This window comes from Pseudomonas mosselii (genome assembly GCF_019823065.1).
Classification (GTDB): domain Bacteria; phylum Pseudomonadota; class Gammaproteobacteria; order Pseudomonadales; family Pseudomonadaceae; genus Aquipseudomonas; species Aquipseudomonas mosselii.
Map to the genome: position 1 here is coordinate 4,998,273 of NZ_CP081966.1, position 18,898 is coordinate 5,017,170.

Genomic DNA, 18,898 nt, shown 5'->3' on the forward strand with positions numbered 1-18,898 from the left:
GCCCGTTGTTTCAGCCAGATGGCAGTCATGTGCCCGTCATCTGCACAAGGCAGGATTGGCCTTCTTTTTCTTTGGCCTGACAGGAGTGGTCTTACATGGGTGGCATCGGAATCTGGCAATTGGTGATCGTGCTGTTGATCGTCTTCCTGCTGTTCGGCACCAAGCGTCTCAAGGGGCTGGGCAGTGATGTCGGTGAAGCGATCCAGGGCTTTCGCAAGTCCATGGGGGGTTCTGCCGACAATGGCGTCGAGCAGCAACCCCAGGTGCTGAACAATCAGCCGGTGCAGCAGGCGCAAACGGATCGTCAGGCCTGATGTTCGAGATCGGCTTCACCGAACTGCTGCTGGTCGGCATCGTCGCCTTGCTGGTGCTCGGCCCCGAGCGCCTGCCGGTGGCGGCGCGTACCCTCGGCCGTGGGCTGGGCCAGGCCCGTCGGGCGCTGAATGCGTTGAAGGCGCAGGTGGAGCGGGAGATCGACATGCCCGCCCTGGATGCCGCGCCGTTGCAGCGCCTGGAGCAGGAGATCCGCCAAGGCATCCAGCTCGACGCGACGCCGGCCAATGACCCGACCCCGGTCGTCCACACCAAGGAAAGCGCCTGATGTCCCTCGCCCTCGACCAGGCGGCGCGCATGCCGCTGACCGACCACCTGCGCGACCTGCGCAAGCGCCTGGTGCGCTGCCTGCTGGTGGTTGCGCTGGTGTTCTGCGGCTTGTTCCCTTTCGCCCAGACGCTGTACACGCAGATCTCCGAACCGCTGCGCCGCTACCTGCCCGAAGGCGCCAGCATGATCGCCACCAGCGTCACCTCGCCGTTCCTCACGCCGTTCAAGCTGACGGCGATGTGCGCGCTGTTCGTCGCCATGCCGCTGCTGCTGCACCAGGCCTGGGGCTTCATCGCCCCGGGGCTGTACCGCCGCGAACGGCGCATCGCCCTGCCGTTGCTGGTGTCGAGCATCCTGCTGTTCTACGGCGGCATGGCGTTCGCGTTCTTCCTGGTGTTCCCGATGATGTTCGGCTTCTTCGCCAGCGTGACCCCGGACGGGGTGGCGATGATGACCGACATCGGCTTGTACCTGGACTTCATCCTGGCACTGTTTTTGGCGTTCGGCCTGGCCTTCGAGATCCCGGTGGCGACCTTCATCGTGGTCTGGGCGGGGCTGACCGACGTGGCCACGCTGCGGCGCAGCCGGCCCTATGTGATCGTCGGCTGCTTCGTGGTGGGGATGATCCTGACGCCGCCGGATGTGTTTTCCCAGACCCTGCTGGCGGTGCCGATGTGGGTGCTGTTCGAGGTGGGGTTGCTGGCGTGTGGGTTGGTGCGCCGGGCGGGGTAGACCGATGGATTGTCGGGGCTGCTTTGCAGCCCTTTCGCGACACAAGGCCGCTCCCACAGGGACCGCACCATGGCAGAACTGGTACATATCCTGTGGGAGCGGCCTTGTGTCGCGAAAGGGCCGCATAGCGGCCCCCCGGGTGTCATGAGGTCTTCCTGTTCAACCCCACCTCCATGTCATCGATCAGCGCCTTGGCCATGGCACTGAGGATTCGCGCCGAGCTGCCGGCCAGCAGGTCACCCTCCATTTCCGCCTCGCAGGTCAGGTGGCGGATGCAGCCAAGCAGCACCGACAACTCGCTGAAGGCGTCCTCGAAGGAAACGCCTGGCTCGACCTTGAACAGGTCCAGGCAGACCGTGCGGCCTGCGGTGTGGCCGCGAGTCATGGTCGGACCTGCGGCTTGTGTTCGAGCAGGGCGCAGGCCAGTTGGCCGAGGTAGTCGCTGGCGGTGAACAGGCGGTCCTGGGCTTCTCCGGGTTCGGTCTTGAAGTAGATATCGAGGACATCGGAAATGGCGGTGGCCACTTCGACGGCGGCGGTCATGGCCTCATCGCGGGTGAGCGTGGAACGGATACTGATGAAGGGTCCGAGACGGGGCGGGTCAGGTACGCGTTTTTTCATTGGGAAGTTCCTTCGTGATTAACAGGAACCGCCACTTGATCGTTCTCACATAATTGGGTGGCAGCCGTACACGGAGTGAGAACCCGGTCACGAAGAAAACCGGTCAGGCAGAGCCTGCCCGCGCACGGCTGCCATAGCAGAGCGGCGTTCTTCGTGATGCGGGTTCTCACACCCGGTCACCAAATGTGGCGACCCGGTGAAGTTATCCCTGGGGTATTTCCCCGACAACGCGGCAGCTTCCGGCAAGCGCGTAGGATAGTTCCCAAGCTTTGCTGGCTGAAGCATTTGGTTTCAGGTTCGGAAATATCCGACAGTCTTTGAGATCGCCGGGGCTGCTGCGTAGCCCTTTCGCGACACAAGCCCGCTCCCACAGGATATGTGCCAGTTCTGCCATGGTGCGGTCCCTGTGGGAGCGGCCTTGCCGGGGCGCCGGACCGGTCGGAAAGGGGCGCAAAGCGCCCCCAGAATCAAGAACGAGATTCCTGATCGGACCAGTGGTATTGACCTGGTATTAAAGTGGTATTAATTTCCACCCAACAACAATACCGGACACCGCCCATGCGTCCTCTATCGGCCCTGCGCCCCGACGACACCAGCGCCACCCCGCTCTACCTGCAGCTGGCGCGCAACCTTGAGCAGGCCATCCACGCCGGCCAATGGACCGCCGACCAGGCGCTGCCCTCGGAGCGCACCCTCAGCGAAACCCTGGACATCTCCCGGGTCACCGCGCGCAAGGCCCTTGAGGTCCTGCTCGAACAAGGCCTGATCCATCGCATCCAGGGCTCCGGCACCTTCATCACGCCACGCCTCGAACAACCCCTGTCACGTCTGTCGAGCTTTAGCGAAATGCTGCGCATGAAGGGCTTCGTGCCCAGCTCCCAGTGGCTCGAGCGCAGCATCGGCACCCCGAGCAACGACGAACTGATCCGCCTCGGCCTGTCGCCCACCGACCAGGTGGTCCACCTCAAGCGCCTGCGCAAGGCCGACGATATCGTCATGGCGGTGGAGGTCAGCACCCTGCCCGCCCGACTGCTCGGCGACCCGCAGGCCATCGGCGATTCGCTCTACCAGCACCTCGACCGGCTCGGCCGCCCGGTGGTCCGCGCCCTGCAACACATCCGCGCAATCAACGCCAGCGACGAACTGGCCGCCCAGGTGGGCATCGCCCCCGGCACCGCCATGCTGCTGATGACCCGTATCGGCTACCTCGACGACAACACCGCCATCGAGCTGACCGACACCTACTGCCGCAACGACTACTACGACTTCGTCGCCGAACTGCGACGCTGACCGGAGCCCCCATGGACATCGCCAACATCCTCACCCCCGACGGCTGGGTGCGCGGACAACTGCACCTCGAAAACGGCCGCATCCGGGCCATCGAGGGCACGCCATGCGACCCGCAGACCAACGACCTGCCGTATCTGCTGCCCGGGTTCATCGACCTGCACGTGCACGGGGGTGGAGGCAGCGACATCATGCAGGGCGGCGACGCCTTCGCCACCATCGCCCGTACCCACCGGCGTTTCGGCACCACTTCGCTGCTGGCCACCACCATGACCGCGCCCCGCGAGGAGCTGACCCGCGTGCTCGCCGAACTAGGCGAACACCTCAAGCAACCGCGCCAGGGCGCGCGCATCCTCGGCGTGCACCTGGAAGGCCCGTACATCAACCCCGGCAAGCTCGGCGCGCAGCCGAACTTCGCCCACCAGGCGCTGCTCGACGAGGTCGAGCAATACCTGGCCCTGGCGCCGATCAAGGTCATCACCATCGCCCCGGAAATCGCCGGCCACCTGCCGCTGATCCAGGCCCTGAGCCAGCGCGGCATCCGCCTGCAGCTCGGCCATACCCTGGGCAGCTACGAAGAAGGCGTGGCAGCCCTGGAGGCCGGCGCCACCAGCTTCACCCACCTGTACAACGCCATGAGCCCGCTGCACCACCGCGAGCCGGGCATCGTCGGCGCGGCCCTGGCCCATGCCCGCTACGCCGAGCTGATTCCCGACCTGCTGCACGTGCACCCCGGCGCCATGCGCGTGGCCCTGCGCTCGATCCCGTGCCTGTACTGCGTGACCGACTCCACCGCCGCCGCCGGCATGCCCGACGGCGAATACCGCCTGGGCAGCCACACCGTGACCAAGTGCCTGGGCGGCGTGCGCCTGCCCGACGGCACCCTGGCCGGCAGCACCCTGACCATGGACCAGGCCCTGCGCAACCTGGTGAAGATCGGCCTGCCGCTGTCCGAAGCCTCCGAGCGCCTGTCCCGCCATCCCGCCGATTATCTCGGCATCGCCGACCGTGGCCGCCTGCAACCGGGCGCCTGGGCCGACGCGGTGCTGCTGGACCGCCAACTGAACCTGACCGCCGTGATGATCGAAGGAGAAACCGCATGAGTTCAAGGATGCTCGAAGAAGCCCGCGCCTGCGCCGAGGTCGTCGAACGTCAGACGCAGACGCTGGACCCGCGCCTGGAAACCCTGGCCGAACAGCTGCGCCGGCTCGATCCGCAAGTGGCGCTGACCGTGGCCCGGGGCAGCTCGGACCACGCCGCCAGCTACTTCGCCTACATCGCCATGCAGCAGCTGGGCCTGCCGGTGGCTTCGCTGCCGATGTCGGTGGTGACCCTGCAGCAGGCGCCACTGCGAGTACGTGGCCAAGTGGCGCTGGGCTTCTCGCAGTCGGGCCAGAGCCCGGACCTGGTCGACAGCCTGCGCCGCCTGGGCCAGTGCGGGGCGACCACGGTCTCGCTGGTCAACGCCGAAGGCTCGCCCCTGGAGCAGGCCTGCCAGCACCACTTGCCGCTGTGCGCAGGCCCTGAGCTGTCGGTGGCGGCGACCAAGAGCTTCGTCGCCACCCTGGCAGCCGGCGCCCGCCTGGTCGCCCACTGGGGCCAGGATCGCGCCCTGCAGGAAGCCGGCCTTGCCCTGCCCGCGCAGCTGCGCGAGGCCGCCGGGCAAGACTGGAGCCCGGCCATCGATACCCTGCGCGACAGCGAGCGCCTGATGGTGATCGGCCGCGGCGCGGGCTTCGCCATCGCCCAGGAGGCCGCGCTCAAACTCAAGGAAACCTCGGTGATCCAGGCCGAGGCCTTCAGCAGCGCCGAAGTGCGCCATGGCCCGATGGCCCTGATCGATGCCCAGTACCCGCTGCTGGTGTTCGCCCCCCGTGGCGTCGAGCAGGCCGGGTTGCTGCAGCTGGCCGCCGACATGCGCCAGCGCGGCGCCCGCGTGCTGTTGGCGGCACCAGCCGATATCGCCGGGCGCGACCTCACCCTGAGCGGCGCCGAACACCCGGCCCTGGACCCGCTGCTGGCGATCCAGAGCTTCTACATCATGGCCGCGGCCCTGGCCGAGGCCCGCGGCCTCGACCCCGACCAGCCGCGCCACCTGAGCAAAGTGACCTGCACGCAGTGAAGCCGCGAGGAACAGCGCATGCCCGACAATAACAAGATCATCCTCCATGCCCCGCTCGCCGGACCGCAGGTACCGCTGGACCAGGTACCGGACCCGGTGTTCAGCAGCGGCACCCTGGGCGACGGCGTCGCCATCGACCCGTTGAACGACGTGCTGCACGCGCCCTGCGCCGGTGAAGTGGTGCAACTGGCGCGCACTGGCCATGCGCTGACCCTGCGCGCGGCCAACGGCGCGGAAGTCCTCTTGCATATCGGTGTCGACACCGTGCAGCTGCAGGGGCGCGGTTTCTCGCCGCTGGTGGCGCTGGGCGACCAAGTGAAACAGGGACAACCGCTGGTGCGCTTCGACATGGACCTGGTGGCGCAGCACTGCGTCAGCCTGGTCACCGTGATGCTGGTCAGCAACGGCCCGGGCTTTGGCCTGACGCGACTGGATACAGGCGCTTCACGCCTGGGCGCGGCGCTGCTGGAGGTCGAGGCCACGGGCAGCGAAGCGCAGGCACGACCGGTCAGCCATGAGCGCGCACGCGGTCATGCCCGGGTCGCTCATCACGGCGGCCTGCATGCCCGCCCCGCTGCCCTGCTGCGCCAGACCGCGCAAGGCTTCCAGAGCCATGCCGTGCTGCGCTTCGCCGAGCACGAGGCCGACCTCAACAGCCTGGTGGCGGTCATGGGCCTGGGCGTTGGTGAAGGCGCCGAAGTCGAACTGATTTGCACCGGGCCGGACAGTCAGGCCGCGCTGCAGGCATTGATCGCCGCCGTGCAGACCGCCTCGGTCGGTGAACGCCATGCCCCCCACGTGCCCGCCAGTGCCGCCACGCCCAAGCCCAATGCAGAGCCCGGCGTGCTCAACGGTGTCTGCGCCGCCCCCGGCCTCGCCCTCGGGCCACTGGCGCGCCTGGACGGCATCAGCCTGCCGGCGGACAGCGGCGACAACGACCCCGGCGAGCAGCACCAGGCGCTGAACAGCGCCCTGGCCGAGGTCCGCCATGCCATCGACCGCGACTGGCGGCACCTGCCTCGCGGCCAGGAGGACGCGGCGGCGATTCTCGAGGCCCACCTGGCCCTGCTCGACGACCCGGCTCTGCTCGGCGATGCCCGCCAGCATATCGCTGGCGGCGTCGCCGCCAGCCATGCCTGGAGCCGCGCCATCGAGACCCAGTGCCAGGTCCTGCGCAGCCTGGGCAACCCGTTGCTGGCCGAGCGCGCCAACGACCTCTACGACCTGCAGCAGCGGGTGCTGCGCGCCCTGCTCGGCGAAACCCGGCAACTGCGCCTGCCACCGGCGGCCATCGTCGTCGCCCACGAACTGACCCCCTCCGACCTGCTGCTGCTCACCCGCCACGATGTCGCCGGGCTGTGCATGGCCGCCGGTGGCGCCACCTCGCACGTCGCCATCCTCGCCCGTGCCCGCGGCCTGCCATGCCTGGTGGCCGTGGGCGAAGCGCTGCTCGACCTGCCCGCCGGCACGCCCCTGGTGCTGGACGCCGACCAGGGCCGCCTGGAAACCCAGGCCGCCCCACAACGCCTGGCCGAGGTCCACTGCCACCTGCAGCAACGCCGCGAAATCCGCCAGCGCCAGCAGGCCGCCGCACAGCAAGGCGCGCGTACCCGCGATGGCCAGTTGATCGAGGTCGCGGCCAACGTCGCCAGCGCCGAAGAAGCCGCCCAGGCCCTGGCCCTGGGCGCCGACGGCATCGGCCTGCTGCGCAGCGAGTTCCTGTTCATCGACCGCCCCACCGCACCGGACGAGGCCGAGCAGCGCAACGCCTACCAGGCGGTGCTCGACGCGATGGCCGAGCGCCCGGTGATCATTCGCACCATCGACGTCGGCGGCGACAAGCAGCTCGACTACCTGCCCCTGCCGGCCGAGGCCAATCCGGTGCTGGGCCTGCGCGGCATCCGCCTAGGCCAGGTTCGCCCGGAGCTGCTCGACCAGCAACTGCGCGCCCTGCTCCAGGTCAGCCCGCAGCGGCGCTGCCGGATCATGCTGCCGATGGTCACCGAGGTCGACGAGCTGATCGCCATCCGCCAGCGCCTCGACCGGCTGGCCGCCGAGCTGGGCGTGACGGCGCGCGCCGAACTGGGGGTGATGATCGAGGTGCCGGCCGCGGCGCTGCTCGCCGAGCGCCTGGCCGAGCACGCGGACTTCTTCTCCATCGGCACTAACGACCTGTCCCAGTACACCCTCGCCATGGACCGTGACCATGCCGGGCTTGCGGCGCGGGTCGATGCCCTGCACCCGGCACTGCTACGCCTGATCGAGCTGACCTGCCAGGGCGCGGCGAAACACGGCCGCTGGGTTGGCGTGTGCGGTGCGCTGGCCAGCGATCCGCTGGCCACGCCGGTGCTGGTCGGCCTCGGCGTGGCCGAGCTGTCGGTCAGCGCGCCGCAGATCGGCGAGATCAAGGCCCTGGTCCGCCAGCTCGACGCCAGTGCCTGCCACCGCTTCAGCCAGGGCCTGCTGGGCCTGGCCAGCGCCGGGGCCGTACGCCAGGCCTGCCGCGACTTCGCCGCGCAATCCCACGCCCAATCCGCGGCCCCCATGGCCCTACAACAATAATCGGAGCGCACCATGTACCAGCACTTCATCCAGGGCCTGCAGCGGCTCGGCCGCGCCTTGATGCTGCCCATCGCCATCCTGCCCATCGCCGGCCTGTTGCTGCGCCTGGGCGACACCGACCTGCTCGACATCGCCCTGGTGCATGACGCCGGGCAAGCGATCTTCGCCAACCTGGCGCTGATCTTCGCCATCGGCATCGCCGTGGGCTTCGCCCGCGACAACAACGGCACCGCGGGCCTGGCCGGCGCCATCGGCTACCTGGTGCTGGTGGCGACGCTGAAGGTGATCGATCCGAAGATCGACATGGGCATGCTCGCCGGCATCATCTGCGGCTTGCTCGGCGGCGGCCTGTACAACCGCTTCAAGGACATCCAGCTGCCGGACTACCTGGCGTTCTTCGGTGGCCGGCGCTTCGTGCCGATCGCCACCGGGGTATCGGCGGTGTTCCTCGGGCTGCTGTTCGGCCTGATCTGGCCACCGATCCAGCACGGCATCAACGCGCTCGGCCAGCTGATGCTGGAGAGCGGCAGCATCGGCGCATTCTTCTTCGGCGTGCTCAACCGGCTGCTGATCATCACCGGCCTGCACCATATCCTCAACAACCTGGTGTGGTTCGTTTTCGGCAGCTTCCAGGCGGCCAGCGGCCAAGTGATCACCGGTGATCTGGCGCGCTTCTTCGCCGGCGACCCAAACGCCGGCCAGTTCATGACCGGCATGTTCCCGGTAATGATCTTCGGCCTGCCCGCCGCCTGCCTGGCCATGTACCGCCATGCCCTGCCACAGCGGCGCAAGCTGATTGGCGGGGTGCTGCTGTCGATGGCGCTGACCTCGGCGCTGACCGGGGTGACCGAGCCGATCGAATTCGCCTTCATGTTCCTGGCGCCGCTGCTGTACCTGATCCATGCGCTGCTGACCGGGCTGTCCATGGCCATCTGCGACCTGCTGGGGATCCGCCTGGGCTTCACCTTCTCCGGCGGCGGCATCGACATGGCCCTGGGCTGGGGGCGTTCGAGCAACGGCTGGCTGGTGTTCCCGGTGGGCGTGCTCTATGGGTTGGTCTACTACTTCGTGTTCGACTACTGCATCCGCCGTTTCGACCTGAAGACCCCCGGCCGCGAGGAACAGGCGGCCAGCCAGGCCGAGGGCAGCGATGCGCCACGGGCCCGGCGCTACATCGACGCCCTTGGCGGCGCGGCCAACCTGCAGGGCGTGGATGCCTGCACCACGCGCCTGCGCCTGGTACTGGCCGACCGCAACCTGGCCCGCGACCAAGACTTGAAGGCCCTCGGCGCCCTCGCCGTGGTACGCCCCGGTACCGGTGGCAGCCTGCAGGTGGTGGTGGGGCCGATGGCCGATGCGCTGGCCGACGAGATTCGCGGGGAACTGCCCCATGCGCGGGTGGCGCCGCCGGTTGCCGAGAAGGCCGCGGTGGTCACCGAGACGGTCGTCGCGGATCAATGGCTGCAGGCCCTGGGCGGGCGAGACAATCTGCTGGAGGCCCAGTGCGTGGCCTCGAGCCGGGTGCGGGTACGGGTCAGGGATGAGGGCAAGGTAGCGCAGGAACGCTTGATCGCGCTGGGATGCCTGGGGGTGAGTCCGCAGGCGGGTGGGGTGTGGCATCTGGTCGTGGGTAGCAAGGCGCCTGCGTTAAGCAGCGCTTTGCAGGGCTGAAAAGCATCGCGGGGCAAGCCCGCTCCCACAAGGTATCAACAGGCCTTGTGGGAGCGGGCTTGCCCCGCGATGTCATTCGACGCCGTTCTAGAAGTCAGCCAGTGGCCAAACCTCATAAGCCGGCGTTTCATACGGGTGGCTCTGCTTGAGCGCGGCGACCACCTGGGCGATCAGCGCATCAGCCACCACCAGCTCCACCTTCCACTCCTCGACCACCTCGACCTGGCCGCCCTGCCCGAGGTACGGCTGGCTGCCGTCCAACGGGCGGAACTGGCCCTGGCCAAGGGTCTGCCAGGCGCAGTGGTCGTAGTCGCCGATGCGCCCGCCTCCAGCGGCGAACACGGCGGCCTTGACCACCTCGACATGGCTGTCGGGGACGAAGAAGGCGAGTTTGTACACCCTTAGTTCACCCACACCCGCGCATTGCGGAACATGCGCATCAGGGCCGCGTCTTCCTGCCACTCATCCGGACGCCAGGAGTTCTGCACGGCGCGGAACATCCGCTCCGGGTGCGGCATCATGATGGTCACGCGGCCGTCGCGGCTGGTCAGGCCGGTGATGCCACGCGGCGAGCCGTTCGGGTTGGCCGGATAGGCTTCGGTGACCTTGCCGTGGTTGTCGACGTAGCGCAGGGCCACGCAACCGGACAGGTCGGCTTCCAGCAGTGCCTCTTCGCTGGCGAACTCGGCATGGCCTTCACCGTGGGCGATGGCGATCGGCATGCGCGAACCGGCCATGCCCTGCAGGAAGATCGAGTTGGACTTCTGCACCTCGACCATGGCCACGCGCGCCTCGAACTGCTCCGAGCGGTTGCGCACGAAGTGCGGCCAGTACTCGGTGCCCGGGATCAGCTCGTGCAGGTTGGACATCATCTGGCAACCGTTGCACACGCCCAGGGCGAAGCTGTCGGTACGCTCGAAGAAGGCCTGGAAGGCATCACGGGCACGGGCGTTGAACAGCGCCGACTTGGCCCAGCCCTCACCGGCACCCAGCACGTCGCCGTAGGAGAAGCCACCGCAGGCCACCAGACCTTTGAAGGCTTCGAAGTCGACACGGCCAGACAGGATGTCGCTCATGTGCACGTCGACCGCAGCGAAACCCGCGCGGTCGAAGGCGGCAGCCATCTCGACCTGGCCGTTGACGCCCTGCTCGCGCAGGATCGCCACTTGCGGGCGCACGCCCTTCTTGATGTACGGCGCGGCGATGTCTTCGTTGACGTCGTAGCCGAGCTTGACCGACAGGCCCGGGTTGTCTTCTTCCAGCAGGGCGTTGAATTCCTGGTCGGCGCAGTCGGCGTTGTCGCGCAGGCGCTGGACCTGGTAGCTGGTCTCGGCCCACTGGCGCTGCAGCAGGCGGCGCTCACCCTTGAACAGTTCTTCGCCTTCGAACTTGATCAGCACTTCACCGTTGTTGATCGGCTGGCCGATCACGGCGACGCAATCTTCGCCCAAGCCTGCAGCGCTGAACTGCGCCAGTACGTCCGGCGTGGCGTCCTGACGGACCTGGATCACTGCGCCCAGCTCTTCGTTGAAGAGGATGGCCGCGACTTTCTCGCGCTTGCTGGTCAGGTTGCCCAGTTCCAGGTCAAGGCCGCAGTGGCCGGCAAAGGCCATTTCCAGCACGGTGGTCATCAGGCCGCCGTCGGAACGGTCGTGGTAGGCCAGCAGGTGGCCGTCTTCGTTCAGGCCCTGGATCACGGCGAAGAACGCCTTGAGGTCCTCGGCATCATCGACGTCCGGCGCCTGGGCGGCCAGCTTGCCGTGGGTCTGCGCCAGGATCGAGGCGCCCATGCGGTTCTGGCCACGGCCCAGGTCGATCAGGATCAGGTCGGTTTCGCCCTTGTCCATGCGCAGTTGCGGGGTCAGGGTCTTGCGGATGTCGGTGACCGGGGCAAAGCCGGTAATGATCAGCGACATCGGCGAGGTGACGCTCTTCTGCTCGCCCGCTTCGCTCCACTGGGTCTTCATCGACATCGAGTCTTTACCGACCGGAATGGTGATACCCAGCTCCGGGCACAGCTCCATGCCGACGGCCTTGACGGTGTCGTACAGGCGGGCGTCTTCACCCGGGTGACCGGCGGCGGACATCCAGTTGGCCGACAGTTTGATGTCGGACAGCTTCTCGATGCGCGAGGCCGCCAGGTTGGTCAGCGTTTCGCCGATCGCCATGCGCCCGGACGCCGGGGCGTCGAGCAGGGCCAGCGGCGTGCGTTCGCCCATGGCCATGGCTTCACCGGTGTAGACGTCGAAGCTGGTGGCGGTGACGGCGCAGTCGGCCACCGGCACTTGCCATGGGCCGACCATCTGGTCACGGGCCACGAGGCCGGTGATGGTACGGTCGCCGATGGTGATCAGGAAGCTCTTGCTGGCCACGGCCGGGTGACGCAGGACACGCTCGACCGAGTCCTTGAGTTCCAGGGTGCTCGGGTCGAACTCATCGCCCAGCTCCGCTTCGCGGGTGACCGAGCGGTGCATGCGCGGCGGCTTGCCCAGCAGCACGTCCAGCGGCATGTCCACCGGGGTGTTGTCGAAGTGGCTGTCGGTGACGGTGAGGTGCTTCTCTTCGGTGGCCTCGCCGACGACCGCGAACGGGCAGCGCTCACGCTCGCAGATGGCCTGGAAGCGCTCGAAGTCCTCGGCGCTGACCGCCAGCACGTAGCGCTCCTGGGATTCGTTGGACCAGATTTCGTGCGGGGCCATGCCCGGCTCGTCGTTGGGCACGTTGCGCAGTTCGAAGCGGCCACCGCGGCCACCGTCGTTGACCAGCTCCGGGAAGGCGTTGGAGATGCCGCCGGCGCCAACGTCGTGGATGAAGGCGATCGGGTTCTTGTCGCCCAATTGCCAGCAGCGGTCGATGACTTCCTGGCAACGGCGCTCCATTTCCGGGTTCTCGCGCTGTACCGAGGCGAAATCCAGGTCGGCGGAGCTGGCGCCGGTGGCCACCGACGAAGCGGCGCCGCCGCCCAGGCCGATCAGCATGGCCGGGCCGCCGAGCACGATCAGCTTGGCGCCGATGGTGATCTCGCCTTTCTGCACGTGGTCTTCACGGATGTTGCCCATGCCGCCGGCGAGCATGATCGGCTTGTGGTAGCCACGGACTTCCTCACCGTGCGGGGTGTTGATGCCCTGCTCGAAGGTACGGAAGTAACCGGTCAGTGCCGGGCGACCGAATTCGTTGTTGAACGCGGCGCCGCCCAGCGGGCCTTCGATCATGATGTCGAGGGCATCGACGATGCGCTCAGGCTTGCCGTACGGCTTCTCCCAGGGCTGCTCGAAGCCCGGGATGCGCAGGTTGGAGACGGTGAAGCCAGTCAGGCCAGCCTTGGGCTTGGCGCCACGGCCGGTGGCGCCTTCGTCGCGGATCTCGCCGCCGGAGCCGGTGGAGGCGCCGGAGAACGGGGCGATGGCGGTCGGGTGGTTGTGCGTCTCGACTTTCATCAGGATGTGCACCGGCTCCTGTACCGCGCCGTACTGGCGGGTCTCAGGGTTCGGGAAGAAGCGGCCGGCGACGCTGCCGACGATCACCGAGGCGTTGTCCTTGTACGCAGACAGCACGCCTTCACTGTGCATCTGGTAGGTGTTCTTGATCATGCCGAACAGGCTCTTCTCCTGCGCCTGGCCGTCGATGTCCCAGCTGGCGTTGAAGATCTTGTGGCGGCAGTGCTCGGAGTTGGCCTGGGCGAACATCATCAGTTCGATGTCGTTCGGGTTGCGCTTGAGGCCCTGGAAGGCGTTGACCAGGTAGTCGATCTCGTCCTCGGCCAGGGCCAGGCCCAGGTCGATGTTGGCCTGCGCCAGGGCGGCGCGGCCACCGGCGAGGATGTCCACCGAGGTCATCGGCTTGGGCTGGGCGTGGCTGAACAGGTCGGCGGCGTCTTCCAGCTTGGCCAGCACGCGCTGGGTCATGCGGTCATGCAGCTCGGCGGCGAGGACCTGGGCGTCGGCGTCGGAAATATTACCGGCGACGTAGTAGGCGATGCCGCGCTCCAGGCGCTGGATCGACTGCAGGCCGCAGTTGTGGGCGATGTCGCTGGCCTTGGATGCCCAGGGCGAGATGGTGCCCAGGCGCGGCACGACCAGGAACAGGCGGCCAGCGGGCTCCTGCACCGGCACGCTCGGGCCGTACTTGAGCAGACGGCCCAGCACCTGCTGCTGGTCGGCGGTCAGCTCGCCGTCGACGTCGGCGAAGTGGGCGAATTCGGCATACAAACCAGTAACAGCGGGGACTTTCTGGCTCAGTTGCTCGAGTAATTTACCGTGGCGAAAGGCAGAAAGGGCAGGAGCGCCGCGCAGGATCAACATCGTCGGGACAGCCTCAGGAAGGGGTGTGCTTAGAGGCCGTGCATTCTAGCCTAATTCGCAGGCTTTCGGCACCCGCTCAACGCCAATGCTGCCGGGCGGTGGAACCGGACCCAGGGGTCAAAAAAACCAGGGCTTTTGATTGCGGTAGCGGCCGAATCGCGGGGCAAGCCCGCTCCCATGACCGGCTGCGCCCTGTCGCAGGCACAGCGACGTGCTACCAGACAAGCCACATATTGTCGAGATATGGCGCCGCCGGTCCTTTGCGTATACTGCACCCTATGTTCGCCCACACTGCTTTGCGCCAGCGATGCGCCAGATGGCTCCTCGCAACCGGACTCTTCCTGATGCTCGGTGCCTGCGTTGAAAAACCCAGCACCCTCGAACGCGTCAAGGAGGATGGCGTATTGCGCGTGATTACCCGCAACAGCCCGGCCACCTACTTCCAGGACCGCAACGGCGAAACCGGTTTCGAATACGAACTGGTCAAGCGCTTCGCCGACGACCTGGGCGTGAAGCTGGAGATCGAGACCGCCGACAACCTCGATGAGCTGTTCGACCAGCTGGGCAAGCCGTCCGGCCCGGTACTGGCCGCCGCCGGCCTGGTCAGCAGCGAGCGCCGTGCCGCCCAGGCGAAGTTCTCCCACCCCTACCTCGAGGTGACCCCACAGGTCATCTACCGCAATGGCCGCTCGCGGCCGACCAGCGCCAAGGGATTGGTGGGCAAGAAGATCATGGTGCTCAAGGGCAGCAGCCACGCCGACCAGCTCGCCGAACTGAAAAAGCAGAACCCGGGGCTGGAGTACGAGGAGTCCGACGCCGTCGAGGTGGTCGACCTGCTGCGCATGGTCGACGAGGGTCAGATCGACCTGACCCTGGTCGACTCCAACGAGCTGGCCATGAACCAGGTGTACTTCCCCAACGTGCGCGTGGCCTTCGACCTGGGCGACACCCGCGACCAGCGCTGGGCGGTAGCTGCCGGCGAAGACAACAGCCTGCTCAACGAGATCAACGAGTTTCTCGACAAGTCGCAGAAGAACGGCACCCTGCAGCGTCTGAAGGACCGTTACTACGGCCACGTCGATGTCCTCGGCTACGTCGGCGCCTACACCTTCGCCCAGCATCTGCAGCAGCGCCTGCCCAAGTACGAGAAGCACTTCAAGAACAGCTCCAAGGTCGAGCAGGTCGACTGGCGCCTGCTCGCCGCGATCGGCTACCAGGAATCGATGTGGCAGCCCGAGGTCACTTCCAAGACCGGCGTGCGCGGCCTGATGATGCTGACCCAGCGCACCGCCCAGGCCATGGGCGTGTCCAACCGCCTGGACCCCAAGCAAAGCATCCAGGGTGGCGCCAAGTACTTCATGCTGGTCAAGGACCAGCTCGACGACAGCATCAAGGAGCCAGACCGCACCTGGTTCGCCCTGGCCGCCTACAACGTCGGCAGCGGCCACCTCGAAGACGCCCGCACCCTGGCCAAGCGCGAAGGCCTGAACCCGAACAAGTGGCTGGACGTGAAAAAGATGCTGCCACGCCTGTCGCAGAAGCAGTGGTACAGCAAGACCAAGTACGGCTACGCCCGCGGCGGCGAGCCGGTGCACTTCGTGGCCAACATCCGCCGCTACTACGACATCCTCACCTGGGTCACGCAGCCGCAGCTCGAAGGCCAGGTGGCCGAGGGCAATCTGCATGTGCCGGCGGTGAACAAGGACAAGCCGGCGGAGCAGTCGCCGCCGATGTGATGCCATCGCGGGGCAAGCCCGCTCCCACGATATCGGTGGGAGCGGGCTTGCCCCGCGATCGATCATTGACCTTTCGCCCGCCGCGCCTTGAAGAACTCACTCAAGATCGTTCCGCACTCCTCTGCCAGCACACCCCCCTCGAACATCACCCGATGGTTGAGAAACCCCTGGCTGAAGAACTGCCCCTGGCTCTGCACGATCCCCGCCTTGGGTTCCAGCGCCCCGTAGACCACCCGCGCCACCCGCGAATGGACGATCAACCCCGCGCACATGCTGCAAGGCTCCAGGGTCACGTACAGGGTACTGCCCGGCAGCCGGTAGTTGCTGGCCGACTTGGCCGCGGCACGGATCGCCACCATTTCGGCGTGGGCGCTGGGGTCGCTGTCGATGATCGGCCGGTTGAAACCCTGGCCGATCACCTGGCCGTGCTGCACCAGCACCGCGCCCACCGGCACCTCGCCCAAGGCCGCGCCCTCGGCGGCCAGCTCCAGGGCCAGGCGCATGAATTCCTGGTCGCGGCTGCGATCGATGATCTGCGGTCGCATCAGACTACCGCGATCGCGGCCATCAGGCCGGTTTCCATGTGATCGATGACATGGCAATGGAACATCCAGGTGCCTGGGTTATCCGCCACCAGCGCCACCTGGGCCCGCTCGTTCTTGCCCAGCAGGTAGGTGTCGGTGAACCACGGCTCGACGATCTTGCGCCGATTGGAGGCGATCACCTTGAAACTCATGCCATGCAGGTGGATAGGGTGCTGGTACTGAGTCATGTTCTTCAGCTCGAGGATGTAGCTCTTGCCCTTCTGCAGCGTGGCGATTGGCCGGTCGGCGCAGGTCTTGTCGGTGATGTCCCAGGCCTGGCCATTGATCTGCCACAAGCTCGGCGGCTTGCCGTTCTCGGTGTTCACCGAGACCTTGCCGACCCATTCGAAATTGAAGTTGAGCTTCTCGGCGTTCTCCAGGTCCGGCTCGGCAACCGGGTTGGGCGGCAGGGCCTTGGGCCAGTCGCCGGGCGCCTCGCTGCTGGCCACCGAGCGCAGGGTGCCCAGGCGTACGAAGCCGTCTCGCAGGGAAACTTCCTCGCCCGCCTCGGGCATGCGGATGGCCAGACAGATGCGCATGCCCGGCCCAAGCCAGTACTCGTCGTCCAGCGGTCGCGGGGTCACCGGATTGCCATCGAGAGCGTAGATCATCGCCTCGCAGTTGCCCTTGAGGTTCAAGCGGTAAGTCCAGGTGTTGTCCAGGTTCAGCAGGCGTACCCGCACCACCTGCCCGGCCGGCAGTTCGGTGACCGACTCAGCCTGGCCGTTGATGGTGATCAGGCGCCCGGCGGTGCCGTTGCGGGCCGCCTCGCGGGGGATGCTGAACGGCAGCCAGGCGCCCTGCTCGTCCACGTGCCAGTTCTTCAGGCTCAGCGTGCGTTCGTGCCTGAAGCCGGTCGGTTCGCGTTCCTCGACGATCAGCGGGCCGACCAGGCCGCGCCCCAGTTCCTCGGAGCTGCTCACATGGGGGTGATACCAGTAGCTGCCGGCATCCGGCACACGGAACTTGTAATCGAAATATTCGCCGGGCTTGACCGGCAATTGCGACACGTACGGCACGCCGTCCATTTCCAGCGGCAGGCGGATACCGTGCCAATGGATGGTGGTCTCGACGGGCAGATGGTTGATGAAGCGCACCCGCAACCAGGTACCCTGGCGCACCCGCAGCTCGGTGCCCGGCGCCGACGGACCGAAGGCCCAGGCCTCGGTCTTGAAACCTGGTACCAGCTCGACGTCCAAGGGCGCTGCGATCAGCTCGTAGTCGTGCCCGGCGTTGTCGTCCTCGACCTTGCCCAGCCAGTAGCGTGCCGCGCCTCCGGCGCCCAGGCCTACCACCACCAGGCCGGTCAGGCCCTTGAGCATTTGTCGACGGGTAAAGGACATCGGTGCGGGTACCTCGTGTTTTGCACAATCAGTCTGCCAGCAATGGCCGGCGATGAAGGGCGAATACGATACACCTGCAAATAGGAAAGATTAAGTGAAGTGTTGTCGCAACGGCTGACAGGCAGGCCCCCCCCCGGCCAGCGCAGCCGAGACCGGACACTGCACCGAAAATGACTGCTCGGGCTAGCAATTCAACCAAGGCGCCTGCACTATCACGCACCGTCCCCGCACGCTGCGATTCGAGACTTTGCATCATGTGTTGTGCCCCTGGGTGAGCAGATACGCTTGTTGTCGGTGGATATCGACCAGCCTCCATAGCGTCTGGATGCTGATGTTCAGTGCGCTTTTGATCGCCTGCCAATCGCCGCGCGAGGCGCTGCAAGAACTGGCTGAAGAGCATGGCCGACATTTGCAGGTGCTGCCGGGCCACACCTACCCGCTCGTCATGCTAGCGCCGCCCCCCGCAGCAAAGTTAACCCGCCTGCGTGTCTACCTGGAAGGCGATGGTCACGCCTGGTCAACGGCCACTCAACCCAGCCTGGACCCGAGCCCGCACAATCTGCTGGTACCACGGCTGGCGCTCAATGATCCGACCCCGAATGTGTATTTGGCACGCCCCTGCCAGTTCATCATGGCCGCAGCCTGCCAACCCTCCCTGTGGACCCATCGACGATTCTCCAGTGAGGTGGTTACTCGCCTCAGCCAAGCGCTGGACCAGTTGAAGCAGCAATATGCCAACAGGGAATTCGAACTGGTGGGGTATTCAGGTGGTGCCGCCCTCGCCTTGTTGTTGGCGGCCCAGCGCAACGATGTTACCCAGGTGCAAAGTCTCGCTGGCAACCTCAGTCCACATCTGTGGGCAAGAATGAAAGGCTTGTCGCCACTCGAGGGCTCATTGGATCCGCTGGACTATCGCGATCGGCTTGCCTCGCTACCTCAACGTCATTTCATTGGAGCAGCAGACCCAATCATCCCTGCCAGCTTGGCCGATAGTTACCAACAGGCGCTTGGCTCCCCCCTCTCCCAATGTGTCCTTGTACAACAAGCAAGCCATGACAGAGGGTGGGAGGCAACATGGCGCCAGTGGGCTCAAACACCGCTGGCACCGCTCCCTTAAGACCTGGCCTGGACGAGGCTCTTCGCCTAATCGTTGAGTGCCGTTAGTACTGAGTGGCAGTTCCAAAAAGCTGCCGCGAAGCATTCTTTAGGCTTTTTAGTTCGGTTTTATCGTTTTCATGATGAATTTTCCTGCAGGCATCGTGTAGATTGCACGCGTTTAAAATCAGCACTTCACCGACACGCTGGCTGGGATGCCTATAACAAACGCTGATGCGCA

General features: G+C 66.4%; 16 protein-coding genes. 10 read left to right on the top strand and 6 right to left on the bottom strand.

Annotated features, from left to right (window positions below):
• Positions 1-95 precede the first annotated feature (95 nt).
• Genes tatA through tatC form a run of 3 tightly spaced genes read left to right on the top strand, consistent with a single transcriptional unit; the run spans position 96 to position 1,335 of the window.
• Complete coding sequence (tatA, locus tag K5H97_RS23270; protein WP_028691616.1) at positions 96-314, top strand: twin-arginine translocase TatA/TatE family subunit; 219 nt, start codon at positions 96-98, stop codon at positions 312-314.
• Complete coding sequence (gene tatB, locus K5H97_RS23275) at positions 314-601, top strand: Sec-independent protein translocase protein TatB (RefSeq protein ID WP_028691617.1); 288 nt, start codon at positions 314-316, stop codon at positions 599-601. The genes tatA and tatB overlap by 1 nt, the downstream gene beginning before the upstream one ends.
• Entirely contained in the window at positions 601-1,335 is a 735-nt protein-coding gene (gene tatC, locus K5H97_RS23280; protein ID WP_028691618.1) for a twin-arginine translocase subunit TatC, read from the top strand. Before tatB ends, tatC begins: the two co-directional genes overlap by 1 nt.
• A gap of 142 nt (positions 1,336-1,477) precedes the next feature.
• Here the strand turns inward: tatC and K5H97_RS23285 are convergent, their stop codons facing one another.
• Positions 1,478-1,720, bottom strand: coding sequence for a DUF3077 domain-containing protein (locus tag K5H97_RS23285; protein WP_028691619.1), 243 nt, complete (start codon positions 1,718-1,720; stop codon positions 1,478-1,480).
• A complete protein-coding gene (locus K5H97_RS23290; RefSeq protein WP_028691620.1) occupies positions 1,717-1,956 on the bottom strand; it encodes a hypothetical protein in 240 nt (79 codons plus the stop codon). Before K5H97_RS23290 ends, K5H97_RS23285 begins: the two co-directional genes overlap by 4 nt.
• Positions 1,957-2,514: 558 nt before the next feature.
• Here K5H97_RS23290 and K5H97_RS23295 point away from each other — a divergent pair.
• From K5H97_RS23295 to nagE, 5 genes are read left to right on the top strand one after another with little or no spacing between them, the layout of a single operon-like run.
• The gene (locus K5H97_RS23295; protein WP_028691621.1) at positions 2,515-3,246 is read left to right on the top strand and encodes a GntR family transcriptional regulator; all 732 of its coding nucleotides are present in this window, start codon (positions 2,515-2,517) and stop codon (positions 3,244-3,246) included.
• 11 nt (positions 3,247-3,257) lie between these two features.
• Positions 3,258-4,346, top strand: a complete 1,089-nt coding sequence (gene nagA, locus K5H97_RS23300) for an N-acetylglucosamine-6-phosphate deacetylase (RefSeq protein WP_028691622.1) — start codon at positions 3,258-3,260, stop codon at positions 4,344-4,346.
• Positions 4,343-5,365, top strand: coding sequence for an SIS domain-containing protein (locus K5H97_RS23305; RefSeq protein ID WP_028691623.1), 1,023 nt, complete (start codon positions 4,343-4,345; stop codon positions 5,363-5,365). The genes nagA and K5H97_RS23305 overlap by 4 nt, the downstream gene beginning before the upstream one ends.
• Positions 5,366-5,383: 18 nt before the next feature.
• Complete coding sequence (gene ptsP / locus K5H97_RS23310; protein WP_028691624.1) at positions 5,384-7,927, top strand: phosphoenolpyruvate--protein phosphotransferase; 2,544 nt, start codon at positions 5,384-5,386, stop codon at positions 7,925-7,927.
• A gap of 12 nt (positions 7,928-7,939) precedes the next feature.
• On the top strand, positions 7,940-9,598 hold the full coding sequence (nagE, locus tag K5H97_RS23315; RefSeq protein WP_028691625.1) for an N-acetylglucosamine-specific PTS transporter subunit IIBC: 1,659 nt from the start codon (positions 7,940-7,942) through the stop codon (positions 9,596-9,598).
• A gap of 87 nt (positions 9,599-9,685) precedes the next feature.
• Here the strand turns inward: nagE and K5H97_RS23320 are convergent, their stop codons facing one another.
• Both K5H97_RS23320 and purL read right to left on the bottom strand, forming a co-directional pair.
• Complete coding sequence (locus tag K5H97_RS23320) at positions 9,686-9,997, bottom strand: NGG1p interacting factor 3 protein, NIF3 (protein ID WP_028691626.1); 312 nt, start codon at positions 9,995-9,997, stop codon at positions 9,686-9,688.
• Between the two features lie 2 nt (positions 9,998-9,999).
• The gene (purL, locus tag K5H97_RS23325; protein WP_028691627.1) at positions 10,000-13,899 is read right to left on the bottom strand and encodes a phosphoribosylformylglycinamidine synthase; all 3,900 of its coding nucleotides are present in this window, start codon (positions 13,897-13,899) and stop codon (positions 10,000-10,002) included.
• Between the two features lie 278 nt (positions 13,900-14,177).
• Between purL and mltF the strand changes: the two genes are divergently transcribed.
• The gene (mltF, locus tag K5H97_RS23330) at positions 14,178-15,635 is read left to right on the top strand and encodes a membrane-bound lytic murein transglycosylase MltF (protein ID WP_028691628.1); all 1,458 of its coding nucleotides are present in this window, start codon (positions 14,178-14,180) and stop codon (positions 15,633-15,635) included.
• A 62-nt stretch (positions 15,636-15,697) separates the two neighbouring features.
• Here the strand turns inward: mltF and tadA are convergent, their stop codons facing one another.
• Together tadA and K5H97_RS23340 are read right to left on the bottom strand one after the other, a co-directional pair.
• A complete protein-coding gene (tadA, locus tag K5H97_RS23335) occupies positions 15,698-16,180 on the bottom strand; it encodes a tRNA adenosine(34) deaminase TadA (protein WP_028691629.1) in 483 nt (160 codons plus the stop codon).
• Positions 16,180-17,562: a multicopper oxidase family protein gene (locus K5H97_RS23340; RefSeq protein WP_028691630.1), complete on the bottom strand. Its 1,383-nt coding sequence runs from the start codon at positions 17,560-17,562 to the stop codon at positions 16,180-16,182. The genes tadA and K5H97_RS23340 overlap by 1 nt, the downstream gene beginning before the upstream one ends.
• Before the next feature lie 331 nt (positions 17,563-17,893).
• Here K5H97_RS23340 and K5H97_RS23345 point away from each other — a divergent pair, with 331 nt between their 5' ends.
• Positions 17,894-18,679: an alpha/beta hydrolase gene (locus K5H97_RS23345; protein ID WP_036986280.1), complete on the top strand. Its 786-nt coding sequence runs from the start codon at positions 17,894-17,896 to the stop codon at positions 18,677-18,679.
• The last annotated feature ends 219 nt before the right edge of the window (positions 18,680-18,898 follow it).

Bases quoted from the DNA above. Each gene is read 5' to 3' on its own strand.
- K5H97_RS23340 (WP_028691630.1), bottom strand. From the start codon at position 17,562: ATGTCCTTTACCCGTCGACAAATGCTCAAGGGCCTGACCGGCCTGGTG.
- purL (WP_028691627.1), bottom strand. From the start codon at position 13,899: ATGTTGATCCTGCGCGGCGCTCCTGCCCTTTCTGCCTTTCGCCACGGT.
- mltF (WP_028691628.1), top strand. From the start codon at position 14,178: ATGTTCGCCCACACTGCTTTGCGCCAGCGATGCGCCAGATGGCTCCTC.
- tatA (WP_028691616.1), top strand. From the start codon at position 96: ATGGGTGGCATCGGAATCTGGCAATTGGTGATCGTGCTGTTGATCGTC.
- tadA (WP_028691629.1), bottom strand. From the start codon at position 16,180: ATGCGACCGCAGATCATCGATCGCAGCCGCGACCAGGAATTCATGCGC.
- nagE (WP_028691625.1), top strand. From the start codon at position 7,940: ATGTACCAGCACTTCATCCAGGGCCTGCAGCGGCTCGGCCGCGCCTTG.
- nagA (WP_028691622.1), top strand. From the start codon at position 3,258: ATGGACATCGCCAACATCCTCACCCCCGACGGCTGGGTGCGCGGACAA.
- K5H97_RS23290 (WP_028691620.1), bottom strand. From the start codon at position 1,956: ATGAAAAAACGCGTACCTGACCCGCCCCGTCTCGGACCCTTCATCAGT.
- tatC (WP_028691618.1), top strand. From the start codon at position 601: ATGTCCCTCGCCCTCGACCAGGCGGCGCGCATGCCGCTGACCGACCAC.
- ptsP (WP_028691624.1), top strand. From the start codon at position 5,384: ATGCCCGACAATAACAAGATCATCCTCCATGCCCCGCTCGCCGGACCG.
- tatB (WP_028691617.1), top strand. From the start codon at position 314: ATGTTCGAGATCGGCTTCACCGAACTGCTGCTGGTCGGCATCGTCGCC.
- K5H97_RS23285 (WP_028691619.1), bottom strand. From the start codon at position 1,720: ATGACTCGCGGCCACACCGCAGGCCGCACGGTCTGCCTGGACCTGTTC.
- K5H97_RS23295 (WP_028691621.1), top strand. From the start codon at position 2,515: ATGCGTCCTCTATCGGCCCTGCGCCCCGACGACACCAGCGCCACCCCG.
- K5H97_RS23345 (WP_036986280.1), top strand. From the start codon at position 17,894: ATGTTCAGTGCGCTTTTGATCGCCTGCCAATCGCCGCGCGAGGCGCTG.
- K5H97_RS23305 (WP_028691623.1), top strand. From the start codon at position 4,343: ATGAGTTCAAGGATGCTCGAAGAAGCCCGCGCCTGCGCCGAGGTCGTC.